Source organism: Bradyrhizobium sp. 14AA (genome assembly GCF_054185205.1).
On sequence record NZ_JAVAYM010000002.1, the window covers coordinates 82286 to 97922 of the forward strand.

11 protein-coding genes and 2 pseudogenes are annotated in these 15637 nt (G+C 62.5%); all 13 read right to left on the reverse strand.

The features are described from left to right. Positions 1-4 precede the first annotated feature (4 nt). The 13 genes and pseudogenes from RAD15_RS05470 to RAD15_RS05530 all read right to left on the reverse strand — a co-directional run bounded on the left by RAD15_RS05470 (position 5) and on the right by RAD15_RS05530 (position 15599). Positions 5-1267 carry an aromatic ring-hydroxylating oxygenase subunit alpha gene (locus RAD15_RS05470; RefSeq protein WP_458175192.1) on the reverse strand — a complete coding sequence of 421 codons (1263 nt, stop codon included), beginning with the start codon at positions 1265-1267 and terminating at the stop codon, positions 5-7. Positions 1268-2409: 1142 nt separating this feature from the next. Further along, a pseudogene (locus RAD15_RS05475) lies at positions 2410-2724 on the reverse strand (thiamine pyrophosphate-dependent enzyme); the annotation flags it as partial. A gap of 290 nt (positions 2725-3014) precedes the next feature. Beyond that, positions 3015-3315: pseudogene (locus RAD15_RS05480) on the reverse strand (FAD-dependent oxidoreductase); the annotation flags it as partial. 86 nt (positions 3316-3401) lie between these two features. Then, positions 3402-4364: a dihydrodipicolinate synthase family protein gene (locus RAD15_RS05485; protein WP_458175194.1), complete on the reverse strand. Its 963-nt coding sequence runs from the start codon at positions 4362-4364 to the stop codon at positions 3402-3404. 266 nt (positions 4365-4630) lie between these two features. Then, on the reverse strand, positions 4631-5719 hold the full coding sequence (gene leuB / locus RAD15_RS05490; protein WP_458175196.1) for a 3-isopropylmalate dehydrogenase: 1089 nt from the start codon (positions 5717-5719) through the stop codon (positions 4631-4633). 44 nt (positions 5720-5763) lie between these two features. Beyond that, entirely contained in the window at positions 5764-6348 is a 585-nt protein-coding gene (gene leuD, locus RAD15_RS05495) for a 3-isopropylmalate dehydratase small subunit (protein ID WP_458175198.1), read from the reverse strand. A 2-nt stretch (positions 6349-6350) separates the two neighbouring features. Next, positions 6351-7742 (reverse strand): 3-isopropylmalate dehydratase large subunit, encoded by a 1392-nt coding sequence (gene leuC / locus RAD15_RS05500; protein WP_458176056.1) that lies wholly within the window; start codon positions 7740-7742, stop codon positions 6351-6353. 115 nt (positions 7743-7857) lie between these two features. After that, on the reverse strand, positions 7858-8802 hold the full coding sequence (locus RAD15_RS05505; protein WP_458175200.1) for a LysR family transcriptional regulator: 945 nt from the start codon (positions 8800-8802) through the stop codon (positions 7858-7860). Positions 8803-8825: 23 nt separating this feature from the next. Continuing rightward, positions 8826-10514: a putative 2-aminoethylphosphonate ABC transporter permease subunit gene (locus RAD15_RS05510; protein WP_458175202.1), complete on the reverse strand. Its 1689-nt coding sequence runs from the start codon at positions 10512-10514 to the stop codon at positions 8826-8828. 49 nt (positions 10515-10563) lie between these two features. Further along, complete coding sequence (locus RAD15_RS05515; RefSeq protein ID WP_458175204.1) at positions 10564-11655, reverse strand: putative 2-aminoethylphosphonate ABC transporter ATP-binding protein; 1092 nt, start codon at positions 11653-11655, stop codon at positions 10564-10566. 111 nt (positions 11656-11766) lie between these two features. Next, positions 11767-12837 carry a putative 2-aminoethylphosphonate ABC transporter substrate-binding protein gene (locus RAD15_RS05520; protein ID WP_458175206.1) on the reverse strand — a complete coding sequence of 357 codons (1071 nt, stop codon included), beginning with the start codon at positions 12835-12837 and terminating at the stop codon, positions 11767-11769. Positions 12838-13027: 190 nt separating this feature from the next. Beyond that, positions 13028-14128 carry a bifunctional Delta(1)-pyrroline-2-carboxylate/Delta(1)-piperideine-2-carboxylate reductase gene (gene lhpI, locus RAD15_RS05525; protein ID WP_458175208.1) on the reverse strand — a complete coding sequence of 367 codons (1101 nt, stop codon included), beginning with the start codon at positions 14126-14128 and terminating at the stop codon, positions 13028-13030. A gap of 187 nt (positions 14129-14315) precedes the next feature. Further along, the gene (locus tag RAD15_RS05530) at positions 14316-15599 is read right to left on the reverse strand and encodes an NAD(P)/FAD-dependent oxidoreductase (RefSeq protein WP_458175210.1); all 1284 of its coding nucleotides are present in this window, start codon (positions 15597-15599) and stop codon (positions 14316-14318) included. Positions 15600-15637: the final 38 nt, after the last annotated feature.

Sequence of the window (15637 nt, forward strand, 5' to 3'; positions counted from 1 at the left end):
AGCCTCACGCCGCCATCAGCCTGGCGTAGTGCCGCCAGATGCCCCGCTGCGGCACCTCGTCGGTTGAATGACCGATGAGGTATCCGTTCTCGTCATGACGTTCGCGATGCAGGCCGCGGCTCAAGGTAAGCCACTCCGGATCGTTGATGAGCGCGCCACGATGGTTGCGCTCGTACATCTCGGTGTCATCGGCGAGCAGGAAACCCGCCGGCCCGACCGAGCCCATGGTCTGCTGTCGCAGACGTCGGTTGAAATCCGGAGCTCCCTTGAACTGCAGGGCGGTGACATGCTGGATCGTCTCGTCGACGGCGATCGGCTGCAATACAAACATCTGGATTTCGGCTATGAACAAATTCGGAAAGATCATGGTGTGCGGCGAGCCGTCGATCATGATCTCGCGCGCCCGTTCGGCCCCGTAGCTTGCGCGCATCGCCTTCACATAATCGGGCAACCGGTCCTCCGTCGCACCGAACCAAGCGAGCGGCTTGCCGATGCGACGCCATTCGGGCCTAAGATCGAACTCGGTATGGCCGTTGCCGAAATCGCGCGTTAGCGCGGTCGATTGCGGTCCATAGAGCTTGCCGATGGCGCTGTCGGTGACCTGGAAGACGGAGCTGTGAACGAAACCGGGATGATATCCGTCGGTCTCGTTCTCCAGCATGAATTTCCAATTCGCCTTGGTGCGATGCTGCAGAAAGCCGGCCGTCAGCTCCAGCTCACCCTCGGGAGAGTTATCGAGAAGCTGGTCAATAGAAGCCTTGGCGCCGCCCAGATATTCGTCCAACGAGGGCCCGTCGGTTGCGAGCGAGCCGAACACGAAGCCGCGATAGATGCCAATCCGCGGGACCCTGCCAAGCGAAAACTTGCTCTTGTCGACGCCCTCGTAACCATCCGCATAGGCGAATCCGGCGAGTTCGCCGGTGTTGCTGAAGGTCCAGGCGTGATACGGACAAGTGAAGGTGCTGCGATTGCCCTCGCGATAGGCGCAGAGCTGATTGCCGCGATGCGGACACTTGTTCAGCAGCAGTGTGATCTGCCCGGTTCGATCATGGACCAGGAGCACCGGCAGCGGCCCGATCGACTTCGTGACATAGTCGTTCCGATTCGGCACCTCGCTGACATGTCCGACATAGACCCAGCTCCGATACCAGATGCGTTCGAGCTCCTGCCCGAAAATGGTCTGATCGTAGTAGAGGCGGCTGTGAACCCGTGCCGGTTCAATCAGGGCGCAAGGGTCGCAACGTGAAGCAGGTGGCAGGACATTCATTTTCTTAGTCCGATCGTTCGGACTATTAACAGCTGATAAGTCTCTGCCGTCAAGTCAAAAAATCCAAAACCTCGGATCAGCTGACGAGATTCTGCGGGAGGGTCACTGGGGTTGCCCTGCGTCCCGAACGCAGTGAGTATCTTCTAAGTTGTTGACTTTCTTGAAACGGAGGCCCCGGCGGTCGCGTTCTGTTCACGATCGTTTCGCCTAATTCGTTGCGATTTCATTGCGGCAATCCACGACGGGAACGAGAGCTGTCCAGGAAATGAGATCTCTTGATGGGCGCGCTGGGACTGGATGTCGTTCGTCGGCCGAGCGACGCCTTTCCAAATGGTGGGCTTCCAAATGAATAGCCGACCGGCGCGCAAGATCTTGATTTCAGCGCCAAATGAGTGGGCTGAGCGAGCTCAGAATGGCGGAATCAAAATCTGTTTGATTATTCAACGATTTCAACGCGCATTTGCGAAAAATGGTCGATTCATGCTTCAGTAATTTCAATAGGTTGGTTGGTGTTTCCAAGTGAAAAAGGGCCTCACGGGCAGCTTGAAACGACCGATTGAGCAACGCCTGCTGTTGAGATTCACTTGGCCATGGCGCTCGCGCTATCGCGCATGGAAACGCCTTGACGTAAGCATCTGAAACTCCCGATAGAGCGGCTGATTAAGAGAGGGCCACGGGTTGAGAACAATCAAAGCTGCGGATCGCACCAGTGGGTTAGCCGACGAAAAATGGGCATTCGTCGCGCGAGGAAAATCCTTCGCAGCACTTGCTGCTATCCGCGCGATCTGAATCTCTCTTCCGCAGCCTGGCTTGCCAGCCGGCGCTCAGGCCTTCTTTCGCAGTTTTGGAATCTCAAGGAGAGCCCCTGCCGGCCTTTCCCCCGACAAGGCTATGGCGCAAGGCTAGTTGCGTAACGCTTCCATTCTGCGAGAACCATTGCGTCCTCTGCCCGATCGTTTCGCCAAGGTGGACGAGGCGACTGATCCTGAAATTCGTTCTGACGGAATGAGGCGCACTTATAGCCCAACTCGACATCGAGCGCTGCAGTATCGACCGTGAAGGGCGGGGCGGCCCTATCAATTCAGTTCATGACCATTTTGGCGGCGGCCAATCATCGTCGAGGTGAGTGAACCCGACCCCACTCATACAAAATCCTTGGCCACCGAGATCGCGCGCGGATCGATCAGGCAGTGCAGGATCGACGGCTTGCCGGACGCGAGCGCGCGCTCGAAGGCCGGCGCAAACTTCTCGGTACGCTCGACACGTTCGCCATGACCGCCGATCGCCTTGGCATACAGCGCAAAATCGGGATTCTTGAGCTGCGTGCCGACGACGCACCCGGGATAGTCGCGCTCCTGATGCATGCGGATGGTGCCGTATTGCGCGTTGTCGATCACGATCAGGGCTGCGCCATACTGCACAGCGGTCGCAAATTCCTGGCCGTTCATCAGGACGCATGCTTGATGTGATCCGCAAGGCTGCGAATGCCATTCGGGCGAGATTACAGAGGGCTTTCAGCAACCATTCCCGAAAAAGTTCGCAGTCGTTGCCGACAGAAGCCCGCTCTTGATCATTCCCGGTGCGATGTAACTACTCGAGCGCACAGGAAGCTCGGCCGCGACAGGTGCGGGACATCAGGCCCTGCGGACGCAAGGCAAGCACGAGTAGAAAAACGATACGACCGGCCAGGATGCCCCATCCCGGATCGGCCCGAGAGCCGACCACCTGCGCGATGCCCTGCGCAGCAGGTGGAATGGGTGACGCGCTTCGGAGAACAGGCGCGCCAGAATCGGAACATCCAAGGCGCAATCCAGAAAGCATATGATGGCGGAACGGCGAGTGGTCCCAACGGGTCGGCGCCTTTTTCAGGATACCGGGCGAGGCGAGCGGTAGGATATCCGCGAAGGCGCCGGCATTGCCGGCGGAGACGCCGGCGGCCGGCGCTTCGCGCTCGATAATGGTCACGGAAAGACCCGCGCCTGCGCGGCGATGGCGGCGGAAAGGCCGACCACCCCTGCCCCGACCACAACGACATTCGGCGTTTGCATCAGCTTGAGTCCGCTGAGAGCTTCGGGATACCGAACAATGAACGACTCGGGCGCGCCCGGGGCCTCTACTTGGACGGAAATACGGCTCAGGCCTTGTATTTCTGTACGGCGCCCGGGAGCTTGCTCCACCCCGCATACCACGTATCAAAGAGCTTGAGCTGAGCTTCGACATAGTTACGCTGGCTCTTCGAGAGTTCGTCCGTCTCGTTGAAGTGCAGCGCATATTCCTTGTCGCCCTTCAGCACCATCATATGCTTGAAGTAGAGAACGAGATCCGGCCCTTCATCGAAAGAGGAGAGCACGGCAAGGGCCGATTCCAGCTCCAGCGCGCGCTGGCGGGCATCCGAGTCGCCAGCCGCTGCGCCCTGCGCCAGGTTGCACAGGTGCAGAACTTCCTTCGGCAGGACGCAGCCGATGCCTGTGATGGCGCCAGTCGCGCCGCAATTGACGAAGCCGTGAAACACGTTGGTGTCGACGCCGATCATCAGCGAGATGTCATCGTCGCGGCTGGTAATGTTTTCGGCCGCATAGCGCATGTCGGCCGCGCCACCGAATTCCTTGAAGCCGACGAGGTTCGCGTGTTCCGCGCGTAGCGTGTAGAAGAGGTCGGCACGCGTGGCAAAGCCGTAGTATGGGCTGTTATAGATGACGGCCGGCAGGTCCGGGGCGGCGGAAAGGATCGCCTTGAAGTGGTTCTTCTGGGCAGCGACGACCGAACCGCGGGACAGAACACGCGGAATGACCATCAGCCCCTGTGCCCCAATCTTCTGGGCGTGCGCGGCATGGGTGACGGCTGAGGCGGTGTTAACGGCACCGGTGCCGACGATCACGGCGACGTCGGCCTTCACCAGGCGCTCGACACCTTCCCGGCGTTGAGCGTCGGTCAGCAGCGGCCAGTCCCCCATCGAGCCGCAATAGACAACGGCTGACATACCCTTTTCGACCAGTTCCCTGCCCTTGCGAACCAACGCATCGAAATCCGGTGAGCGGTCGTCCTTGCATGGCGTCATCAAGGCGGGGATGACACCGGAAAAAACCTTCGCTTTCACGACAATCTCCTTCGGTCGGGCAGGTTGACGGTGCCGCGCCAGGCCCCTCTCAAACGATGAATAACCTCTCCGGCGAGAAGCCGGTGACGTATCTTGTATTTTATTTGTCGACAAGAAAAATACAAACCTTCCTCCTCGGGAGAGAAATAACGCAACAAGACTACCTCGTGCTTCAACTCAGCGGTCGCGCGAACCGTCCAACGAAAGACGCGCAGATGGATACCGAACCAGCTGCTTGTCCTCGCATTCAAAATGGTGAAACAGGGCTACGAACCAACGGAGAATGCGCGGAGCACCCTGTCACCCATCTCCTCCGTACCGATAACCGCCCGGCCGGCCCTAGCGATGTCGGATGTGCGATACCCCTCGGCCAGGGACTTGCGCACCGCGCTCTCTACGGCGACAGCGGCATCCTCCCGGCCAAGGCTCAGTCTCAACATCATCGCGACAGAGAGAATAGCGGCCAGCGGGTTCGCGATATCCTTACCAGCGATATCCGGAGCGCAGCCGTGCACGGGCTCGAATAATCCCTTGCCGGACGTGTTGATAGAGGCCGATGGCAGCATGCCAATAGACCCGACCAGCATCGACGCCTCGTCGGAAAGAATGTCACCGAACAGATTGGCCGTAACGATCACGTCGAACGCCGTGGGCTTGCGCACCAACGCCATCGCTGCTGCATCGATATAGAGGTGGCTCAGTTGGACGTCCGGATATTCGGCACCGACATCGGTCACGATTTCTCGCCAGAGCTCCATCGTCTCAAGCACATTGGCCTTGTCGACTGAGCAGAGTTTCCCGCGGCGGGCCCGCGCCGCTCGGAAGCCAGCATGAGCGATCCGGCGGATCTCCGCTTCGGTGTAGCTCATCGTGTTGACGCCGCGGCGCGAACCGTCGGGCAGCATCTCGATACCGCGGGGCTCACCGAAATAGAGATCGCTCGTGAGCTCGCGCAGAATCGTCAGATCCACGCCTTCCACGACCTCCGGTTTGAACGTCGTGGCGTCGGCGAGTTCCGGCCAGGCGACGATCGGACGGAAATTGGCGAAAAGATCGAGTTCGCGCCGCAGCGTCAGCAGCGCGTCACCCGGGCGCAGGCCGCGTGGCAGCGCCTCGTACTGGAAGCCTCCTTCGGCGCCGAACAGGATGGCATCAGCCTCCCGCGCAAGCGCAAGCGTCTCTGGCGGCAGCGGATGACCGTGCGCTTCATAAGCGCAGCCGCCAATCAGTGCCTCACTCAATTCGATTGCGAGGCCATATCGCTCCGCGACGGCACGCAGAACCTTGACAGCTTGGCGCGTTACCTCGGGCCCGATGCCGTCGCCGGGCAGGACTGCGATCTTCATAGATTTCATAGATATCTCCGATGCGTTAGTAGAGAGGGAGGTGGAGCGAGCCGTTACGCCCTCCCAACCTCGAAATCGCTGACCCGATCGAGCAGCGTCAGCGTGTAGTCGATCTCATCGAGCCCGGCGAGGAGGCAGGACCTGCCGAATGGATCAGCCGAGAACGGGTGCACGGTGCCGTCGGCCTCGATCACTTGCTCGGTTTCGAGATCGACCGTGAGCGGGAGGCCGGGAGAGGCCGCAAGCCTGGCTCGCAGCCCCCGCACGGCCGCCTCGGGCAGCAAGACGGGCAGCAGGCCGTTCTTGAGACAGTTGGTTTGGAAGATATCGCCGAAGCTGACGGCGATGATGCTGCGGATGCCGAAATCGGCGAGCGTGTGGACCGCCTGCTCGCGCGATGAGCCGCAGCCGAAGTTGCGGTCTCCAACGAGGATCGCCGGCCGCTGGAAGCCGGGACGATTGAGCACGAAGTCGCGGCGCGTGCTTCCAGTGGTGTCGAAACGCTGGTCGTGAAAGCAGTACTTGCCGTAGTCGACGCGCCGCTTGTGCATGAAGCGCGCTGGAAGGATCTGGTCCGTGTCGATATCGGCGCCCTCGATGGGAGCGGCCGCAGCAGTGATGCGCGTGAAGGGTTCCATGCTCAGGCTTCGCACAGCTGGCGGACATCGACGAGGCGGCCCGCGACGGCAGCCGCCGCCGCCATCGGCGGGCTCATCAGATGCGTGCGGGATCCCCTACCCTGCCGTCCGACGAAGTTGCGGTTGGTGGTGGAGGCGCAGCGTTCGCCTTCGGAGAGCATGTCACCGTTGATGGCGAGGCACATCGAGCAGCCGGCATGGCGCCAGTCGCAACCAGCGTCGAGAAAGATGCGGTCGAGCCCTTCAGATTCGGCCTGCGCCTTCACTTGTCCGGATCCCGGCACTATCAGCGTCGGCACTGCCGTGCGCCGCCCCTGCAGCACAGAAGCAGCCATGCGCAGGTCCTCGATGCGGCCATTGGTGCAGGAGCCGATGAAGACCCGGTCGACTGGCAGCCCCTCCAGCGCCACGCCGGCGTCGAGCCCCATATAGGCGAGGCCCCTCTCGATCCGGGCGCGCTTCAGAGGATCGGCGATGCCACGCGGGTCCGGCACCCGGCCGGTGATCGGCCCAGCATCTTCGGGGCTTGTGCCCCAGGAGACCATAGGCGCGAGCTCGGCGGCATCGAGCGCGACCTCGCGGTCGAAGACCGCCTCCGCCTCAGTCGCCAGCCCTGCCCAGCGCGCGGCCGCCTTCTCCCAATCCGCTCCCTTTGGCGCGAAGGGGCGGCCCTCGAGATAGGCGAAGGTCGCGGCATCGGGCGTCACCATCCCGGCCCGCGCGCCGGCCTCGATCGACATGTTGCACAGGGTCATGCGGCCTTCCATCGTAAGGCCGCGAATGGTGCTGCCGGCATATTCGATGACGTGGCCGGCCGCGCCCGCAACGCCGATATGGGCGATGATGCCCATGATAATATCCTTGGCGACCACGCCCGGCCCGGGCGCGCCGCTGACCGTTACGCGCATGGTGCGCGGCTTGCGCTGCCAGAGCGTCTGCGTCGCGAAAACATGGCTGACCTCGGCAGCGCCAATGCCGAAACCGAGCGCCCCGAGCGCACCATGGGTCGAGGTATGGCTGTCCCCGCAGACGGTCGTCATGCCCGGCAGGCTCAGCCCCTGCTCCGGCCCAACGACGTGGATGATACCATGCCTGAGATCCCCGAGCGGAAAGAGGGAGATCCCATTCTCCGAGGTGAAGCGGACGAGTTCCTCGATCAGTTCGCGGCGCTCGGCATCGACCGTATCGGCAAGGCTGCGGCCGCGGGTCGAGACGTAATGATCCGGCATGGCGAAGGTCAGGTCGGGCCTGCGGACCTTGAGCCCCTTGCGCCGCAGGGTCTCGAAGGCCTCGAGCGGCAGATCGTCACCAACATAGTGCCGGTCGATATAAAGCAGCGTCTGCCCGTCCGGCCGCTCGTAAACCGTGTGGCTGTTCCAGATCTTCTCGAACATTGTGCCGGACACGACACGCACTCCCAGTCAGGCGAAGCCTGAAGCGGCTCCGTCATTGGGATAGAAAGCCGGAACGTCGGGCGGAAGTCGTGGTTCGCCAAGCGAGCGGCGTGGCTCACGATGCTTGAGCGGCCTCGAGCAGGTGGCGAAGCAGCAGGCGAGTCGCCACCGGGATCTCGGCATCGCTGCGCACGCAAATCTTGTGCTCGCGAACCGCCCAATCCTCCTCCAGCACGACGGTCACGATATCCATCACGGGACTGAGCTTGGCCGCGAGCCGGTCGGGGATGATGCCCAGCCCGAGCCCGGCCTCCACCATGCGGCAGACGGCATCGAAGCCCCCGACCCGGACCCGCGAACGCGGGATATTGCCGAGCTCGCCGGCATTCTTCAGCAGCAGGGTCTGGATGGAGCTGCGCGGCTCCTGCTCGATCAGGTCGTAGCCGAGCAACTCGGCGAAGCCGACACCATCCCGTTTCGCCAATTCGTGCCCGGCTGGCACGACCACGACGAGCCTGTCCTTGAAGCAGGGATGGACCACGAGTTCCCCGGTCGGCAGATCGCCGGAAAAGATGCCGAGGTCGGCGCTGTTGTCCATCACGGCCTGGATATTCATCGGGCTGAGATTGGACTGCAGCTCGACGCGCACCTGCGGATAGCGCTCCGCAAAGCCTGCGAGTTGCTCCGGGATGAAGCCGAAGAGCGTCGATTCATTTGCCCAGATCCGAACCTGCCCGCGCGTACCTGCCGAGAAATCGACGAGCTCTGCCTCCAGTTCCGCCAGATTGCGCATGATGAGCCGCGCATGCTGGAACAGCGCCTGACCGGCGGCTGTCGGTTCGATGCCCTGGCGATGGCGGAGCAGCAGCTCCGTGCGCAGAGCCTGCTCGAGATCCCCGATGCGTTTGCTGACGGCGGAGGCGGCAATATTCTCGCGGTCTGCGGCGCGCGCGATGCTGCGCTCCTCGATGATGGCGACGAAGAGCCTTAGCGTCAGAAGGTCGATGCGGGAGCTGACATTGATCCGGATCGGCTCCGGAGCTCCCGTGTGTTGTCGCATCGCGGGTCCCGGGGTTCGCATCGTCAAGACACCGATGAAGCATGCCCGACGTCGTCGATCAAGTCTCCCTCGCCGCGCCTGCGCCAGGCCTGGGTCCGGGCGACGATCACCGAGGTCAGAACCATCTGGATGAACTTCACCGCCGCTGCCGTCAGCAGGATCATGACCGCCATGGCGGCCGCAGCGGCCGTATCGCCGGTGTCGTCCATCTCGACCACCGCGACGGAGGCGAGCTTGGTCGCGGGGGCATAGAGGAAGACGACCGCGCCGATCGTGGTCATGGCGTTGAGGAAGAAATAGGTCGCGATGTCGATCACGGTCGGCGTGCAGATCGGCAGCGTGACCCGCGCAAAGGTTCGCCAGAACGCAACGCCGAGGGCCGCCGCCGCCTCCTCGATTTCATCGTCGATCTGCTTCAGCGCCGTCACCGCCATCAGGTGCGGCACGGTGTAATAATGCGCAACCGTCGCCATCACCAGGATGGACAGGCCGCCATAGACGTCGTTCAGCGGGTTCGCTCTGCTGTTGAAGAAGAAGATGTAGCCGAGGCCTAGCACGAGTCCCGGAACGGCGAGCGGCAGCATCGCGAGACCGCGATAGAGCGCGCGCGGCAGCGTGTGCCCCGGCCCCTTCTCGACCAGATAGGCGCCACCGAAGGCACAGACCGTACCGATCAGCGCAGTCAGCGACGCCATCTTCAGACTGTTCGCGTAGGAGGTCCAGCCGGCGGCGTCGTAGGATGCGAAATCGTAATTCTTCAATGAAAGGCTGAGATCGTACGGCCAGAAAGACACGAAGGAAGCGAGCAACGCGGTACCGACGAGCAAGAGAATGAACGCGGCAACCACGCTCGCCACCGCCAGCATGGCGAGGTCGAAGCCCCGGCGTGGCATAGGTACAAGCACGACAGCGCGCGCACCCAGCATTGATGTCTGCCGACGCCGAACAAAGAGTTCGACGCCGAAGGATAGGACCGCCGGCATCAGCAACAGTACGCCGACGACGGCACCCATTCGGAAGTTTTGCTGACCGATGACCTGCTTGTAGATATCGATCGAAAGAACATTGTACTGCCCGCCGATCACCTTCGCCACGCCGAAATCGGTGACAGAGATGGTGAAGACGACAAAGAGCGCGCTGATCAGCCCGAAACGCGCGCCGGGCAGCGTAATCGTACGGAACATGCGCGAGTGCGAGGCGCCGAGTGTCTCGGCCGCCTCGTAGAGGCGCGCATCCGAAAGAGCGAGCGCTGTGACCAGGATCATCAGCGCATGAGGGAAGCAGTAAAACACCTGCGCCACGACGATGCCGGACAGCCCATAGATCGAGCTCCCGCTGAGTAGATCCTTGAGAAAGCCCTGGTTACCGAAGAGATAGGTCAGCGCGATTGCCGGCAGCAGCGAGGGCGACAGAATCGGCAGAAGCCCGATGCCGCGAAACAACGGCTTCAACGGCATGCAGCTGCGCGACAGCGCATAAGCGTAGAGAAAAGCCAGCGAGGCCGTAATCGTCGTTGTCAGAACACCGAGCAGCAGGCTGTTGCCGATCGAGTGCGTGAGCGAAGGATTGGCGAGGTAGTCCCGGAAATTGGCAAGGCCAATAAAAGCTCCGTTCTGATCCTCGAGACTTTTGCCAAGAATGGCGCCAACCGGCAACAGCACCAACACGACCAACACCAAGAGCAAGGCGGCCGTCAGGGCGAGCCGCAGCATGGACTCGGAAAGCAGGGGCGACCGGTGTCGACGGTCTCGGGCTATGGTGTCACGCATCGCTGGCGGCCGGCAGCACTTGCAGGCGCGCGGGATCGAGCGCCACTGACACTGCGGTTCCCGGCCCGATCGCGAGTTTACGTATCTGGCGGGCAGCAACGTCTGCAGTGAGTTCCACGCCGCCCCAGGCCGGTGCGACGAGGCGCAAGCGGGTGAAAGCGCCGAGAAATTCCACGCCTACCACCAGCGCACTCACGCCGTTGCCGACGAGGGGCTTGTCCGCGGCCGCGACCTCCACATCCTCGGGCCGTACACAGAGTTTGGCCGCGCCATCCCGCGCGCCAGACGCCAACTCAAGCGCAGCCGATGCGTCTCGCGGCATGAACAGCTTGCCAGACGTTCGCCCTGACAACACGTTCATCTTGCCGACGAAGCCGGCCACGAAGAGTGAGGCGGGGCGGCTGTAGATCTCTGCGGCCGTGCCGACCTGCTCGACGGTGCCGTGGTTCATCACCACGATCCGGTCGGCCATGGCGAGCGCTTCTTCCTGATCGTGCGTAACCATGATGGTCGTGATGCCGAGCCGGTGCTGCAAGTCCTTGATCTGCTCGCGCAGATGGATGCGGACCTTGGCGTCAAGGGCGCTCAGCGGCTCGTCAAGAAGAAGCAGTTTCGGGCTCGGCGCGAGCGCGCGGGCCAGTGCGACGCGCTGCTGCTGCCCTCCTGAAAGTTGTGACGGAAACTTGCCGGCGACACCCGGCAGACCGACCATATCGAGCAATTCGGCGACGCGCGAATCGGCAGCACGCCCCCGCGCCTTCAGGCCATAGGCAACGTTCTGGCGAACGTTGAGGTTCGGAAAGAGCGCATAGGATTGGAACAGGATGCCGAAGCCGCGCTCGGCTGCCGAGAGCCTGGAGATGTCACGCCCGGCATGGCTGATCGCGCCGACACTCTGCTGTTCCAGACCGGTGATGATGCGCAGCAGCGTCGACTTCCCGCAGCCCGAAGGCCCAAGGAAGCTGACGAACTCGCCTTCATGCACGTCGAGATCAATCGCCTTCAGCGCGGCAAAGCGGCCGAAGGTCTTGCCCAGGCCGCGGATCGTGAGCAGCGGCGTATCTTGGCCGGATGAGGAAACCATGGGGACCGATGATGCGAACGATATCAGATGGCCCGACGCGATCCTAGCGCATGCGCGCCGGGCGGATAGGATGAGGTCTGTTGGCGACGGATTGTCCGCCCCGCCGCGGGTTCAATTGCTCTTCGGCTCGGATTTGCCGTCATAGCGTTTGACCCATTCGGCGGTCAGCGCTTCACGGTCAAGGGCGCTAGCCGTCAAGTCCTGATCGGCCATCGCAGCTTCTGCCCCGGGCGGGTAGGCCTTCGGCGTCGGAAAGTCGCCCGGATAGGCCACAATCGCCATGAACTTGTTGTACTCGTCGTTTGCCGCCTTGCTCACCGAGAAGTCGGCGAGTGCCTGCGCGGCCTTGAGCTTCTTTGTGCCCCTGATGATGGCGGTGGCCTCGATGTCCCAGCCGGTCTTGTCCTTGGGCAAAATGATGTCGATCGGCGCGCCCTTGGCCTTGAGCTGTGGTGAGGTGATGTCAGTCGAGATGCCGATCACATACTCGCCGGTCGCGGCCATCTTGCAAGGTTTCGAGCCGGAATGGGTGTAGAGTGCGACGTTCTCGTGCAGTCCATCCATGAAGGACCAGGCCTTTTCGCCCATCGACTGCTTCCAGTGATTGATTGCCATGTAGCCAGTGTGGCTGGAAGCAGGGTTGGGCATGGTGATCTGGCCCTTGTAGATGGGCTTGGCGAGATCGGCCCAGGTCTCAGGTGCCGGGATGTTGCGCTTCTTCGCCTCGACCGTATTGAAGCAGATCAGGCTCATCCAGGTATCCATGCCCGTCCAGGACGGCGGGTTCTTGGTGTCAAGGAAGCGGGGCTTCAGCTTCTCGTACTCCTTTGGCGCATAGGGCTCGAGCATGCCGAGCTTTTCGAGGGCGACGAGGTGCATGAGCGGCACACCCCAGACGACATCAGCCCGCGGATTGTCCCTCTCGGCGAGCAGGCGGGCGAGCACGATGCCCGGGCTGTCGCGCAGCCAGGAAATCTCAACGTCGGGATGGGCCTTCTCGAACGCCGCCTTGTACGGAGCGAGTTGCTCCTTCTCCAGCGCGGTATAGACGGTGATGGTTTCCTTGCCAGTTTGGGCAACCGCGACCGAGGCAGCGCCCGCCATAACAGTTGCGGCGAGAAAACCGAGCAGCCAGGGCCGATGCGTCCGGAATCGCTTCGAAGTTGCGAAATGCTTGGTCATGGTTCTCCCTCACTGCGCTCTCTGGCATGCCAGCACACTAGGCGCCGCAACTCAACGAGGGAACGCGCGATCCGGAAATCGTCCATCGCGAAACACGATGGCACTGAGCGGCCCCCTGCTCTCTCTGCGCCGAAGAGAGAGCAGGAAGGATGGACCGCCTGTCCGCCAGAGAGCATCGGCCGCGCGCAGCTCAGGAAGCCGCCCCGTGAACCACCGAATTCCATCCGCCGACAAGGAGCGAAGCAGCCGCGAGATCCTCGGACGCTGCCCCGACAGACTTGAACAGCGTGATCTCATCCTCTGCAACGCGACCTCGCCTCGTCCCGCTGGTCAATTCGTGAAGGTCGCCACGCACATCCTCGGCCAGCCAGCGACCGGCGGCCATCGGCTGCAACAGATCGCCTGCCTCGGCGAGCGCCCCACCATAGGTGTCGACATAGACACGGCTGCGGCAAACGGCATCGTCATCGCTCTCGCGCATGTGCGGCGTGAACGCCCCGACAAGATCGAGATGTGTACCGGGCTTCAGGTGCCGGCCCACGATGAGCGGATCCCTTGACGTCGTGGCACAGCTGACGATGTCCGCCTGGGCGAGCGCCGTGGGCAGATCGGCATCGGGTGCAACGTCGAACCCCTCTCGGGCAAAGGTGCCGGCGAGCGTCATCGCGCGTTGCGGATCGCGGCCCCAGACAAGCACCCTCTCGATCGGCCGCACGGCGCGATGGGCGGCCGGCAGAGAGGCAGCGACCCGTCCTGTCCCGACCACGAGCAGTGTGCGGCTGTTCCGGCGCGAGAGATAGCGCGAAGCTAGCGCAGAAGCTGCCGCCGTACGCCGATTGGTCAGCGCCTCACCATCGATCATCGCGCGCGGCTGACCGGTGGCTCCATCGAACAGAACGTAGAGCGACGACACGGCGCCGAGGCCACGCGCAGCATTTTCCGGAAACACGGTCACGAGCTTCACGCCGAGCGCCTTTCCACGCTCCCAGGCCGGCATCGTCAGCAGGTGGCCCGGACTGCGGGGCGTCCCGACCTCATGACTTTGTCGCACCGGCATTGCCTCACCGCCGCGACGAAACGCCTCACCCAACGCGTCGATCAAGCGGGGATAATCGAGGCCAGCATGAACCTCAGCTGCAGAAAAGTGGCGTAACAAGATTCCCTCACAATCAGCTCGTTCGAGCGATACGATGCCCGCGCGGGTATCGCAAGCCGCGCAGGATAGCTGCGCACGAGGGTTGGTCGCTTTGAGTTTTGGAACCAAAGTTTTCCGATAGTCAACAAATTCCACAATGCCACGCTGAAGATATTTTTGGCAGGCGTCGCAAAACTAGTCGGCAGTGCGTCTGCCAGACCAGAGCGCGCCATGGGACACCATCATGGTGATCGCGGCCGTGGCAAAAAACCCGCGCGAGATCCGCACGCGAGCTGCGGGCGGCTTGCCAGCACGGAATGCAGGACGCCAGCGCGTCGGCGGATCAGAGCCGGGATTCAGTCAAATGAACGAGCTGAGAGCCGGCGCGATAAAGGGACTCCCGCGCGGCACGGAAGCGCGGCTCCTCGACCGCGGCGATCGGAAGCGGAAGGTCTTTGTCCGCAATATGGCCGAGGACGTAGGATGCCAGGACCCCGCCAAAGACAGTGCCTGGCGCAATGCCGCGGCCGTTATATCCACTGAAGGCGATCACGTTGCGATCCAGTTTGTGAAAGCGCGGGAGATTGTCCGAAGTCATACCGATCATCCCGAACCAGCCCGCCTCGAATTTGATGTCGACGAGTTGCGGAAACATTTTGCGCAGCGAGCGAAGGGCCCATGCCCCGTGCACTGCTGCACCGCTCCCCTCGAGAGCACCGACGCTGCCAAACACGAGCCGACCTGCACGATCGAAGCGAAATGAACTGAGCACCGGCTTCGTATCCCAGCCCCCCTGCCGTTCGGGCAGGATCGATGCTCTCAAGTCATCCGACAGGGGTTGGGTCGCAAAGTTGAAGTAAGGCAGATGAATCTGCTCCCGTCGGACCTGCGACCACGGTCCTCGCGCATAGGCATCGGTGGCAACAATCACCCAATCGGCGCGCACCGATCCCGTTGCCGTATCGACCTTCCAGCGCGAACCGTCGTCGCTGGCAGCCAGAACAGGACTCCGGGTGAACATCTTCACACCCGCAGCGAGCGCGGCACGCGCCAAACCACGGACATAGGCCAGCGGCTGAATCGTTCCGGCGCGCTTATCCAGCAGCGCTCCGGCGTAATCGCCACCACCAATCTTCCGGCGCGCCTCCACGGCATCGAGGACCTCGACCGGCGCACCGCGTCGCTGCCATTGTTCGGCACGAGCCTCGATCTCTTCCAGACCCTTGCGTCCGACCGCACAATGCAGCGTGCCCGAGCGCTCCAGCTCACATTCAATGCCGTGCTTCTCGATCAGATCGAACACTTTCTGCGGCCCATGGCTGAGCAGCGCGTTCAGGCGCTCCCCAAAGGTTTGCCCGAGCGTCACTGCAAGAGTGTCCGGCATGACCCACATGCCAGCGTTCACGAGGCCGACGTTGCGCCCGGAGCCGCCGAAGCCGATTTCGGACGCTTCCAGCACGGCAACACGCGCTCCTCCTTCCGCGAGATGGAGAGCTGACGAAAGTCCGGTATATCCGCCACCGATGACGGCGACATCGACGTCCACCTCACCGGCCAGAGGGCCCGTCTGAGGTGCGAGCGGAGCCGTCAACTCCCACAGTCCGTGCGATGTCGGATCGCCCAGCATCTGGCAAACTCCCACGGTTGCAACTGGCCCGACGCGTC

Coding starts and splice junctions, on each gene's coding strand:
- RAD15_RS05470 (WP_458175192.1), bottom strand. CDS start 1,267: ATGAATGTCCTGCCACCTGCTTCACGTTGCGACCCTTGCGCCCTGATT.
- leuB (WP_458175196.1), bottom strand. CDS start 5,719: ATGAAATCTATGAAGATCGCAGTCCTGCCCGGCGACGGCATCGGGCCC.
- leuD (WP_458175198.1), bottom strand. CDS start 6,348: ATGGAACCCTTCACGCGCATCACTGCTGCGGCCGCTCCCATCGAGGGC.
- leuC (WP_458176056.1), bottom strand. CDS start 7,742: ATGTTCGAGAAGATCTGGAACAGCCACACGGTTTACGAGCGGCCGGAC.
- RAD15_RS05505 (WP_458175200.1), bottom strand. CDS start 8,802: ATGCGACAACACACGGGAGCTCCGGAGCCGATCCGGATCAATGTCAGC.
- RAD15_RS05510 (WP_458175202.1), bottom strand. CDS start 10,514: ATGCTGCGGCTCGCCCTGACGGCCGCCTTGCTCTTGGTGTTGGTCGTG.
- RAD15_RS05515 (WP_458175204.1), bottom strand. CDS start 11,655: ATGGTTTCCTCATCCGGCCAAGATACGCCGCTGCTCACGATCCGCGGC.
- RAD15_RS05520 (WP_458175206.1), bottom strand. CDS start 12,837: ATGACCAAGCATTTCGCAACTTCGAAGCGATTCCGGACGCATCGGCCC.
- RAD15_RS05530 (WP_458175210.1), bottom strand. CDS start 15,599: ATGCTGGGCGATCCGACATCGCACGGACTGTGGGAGTTGACGGCTCCG.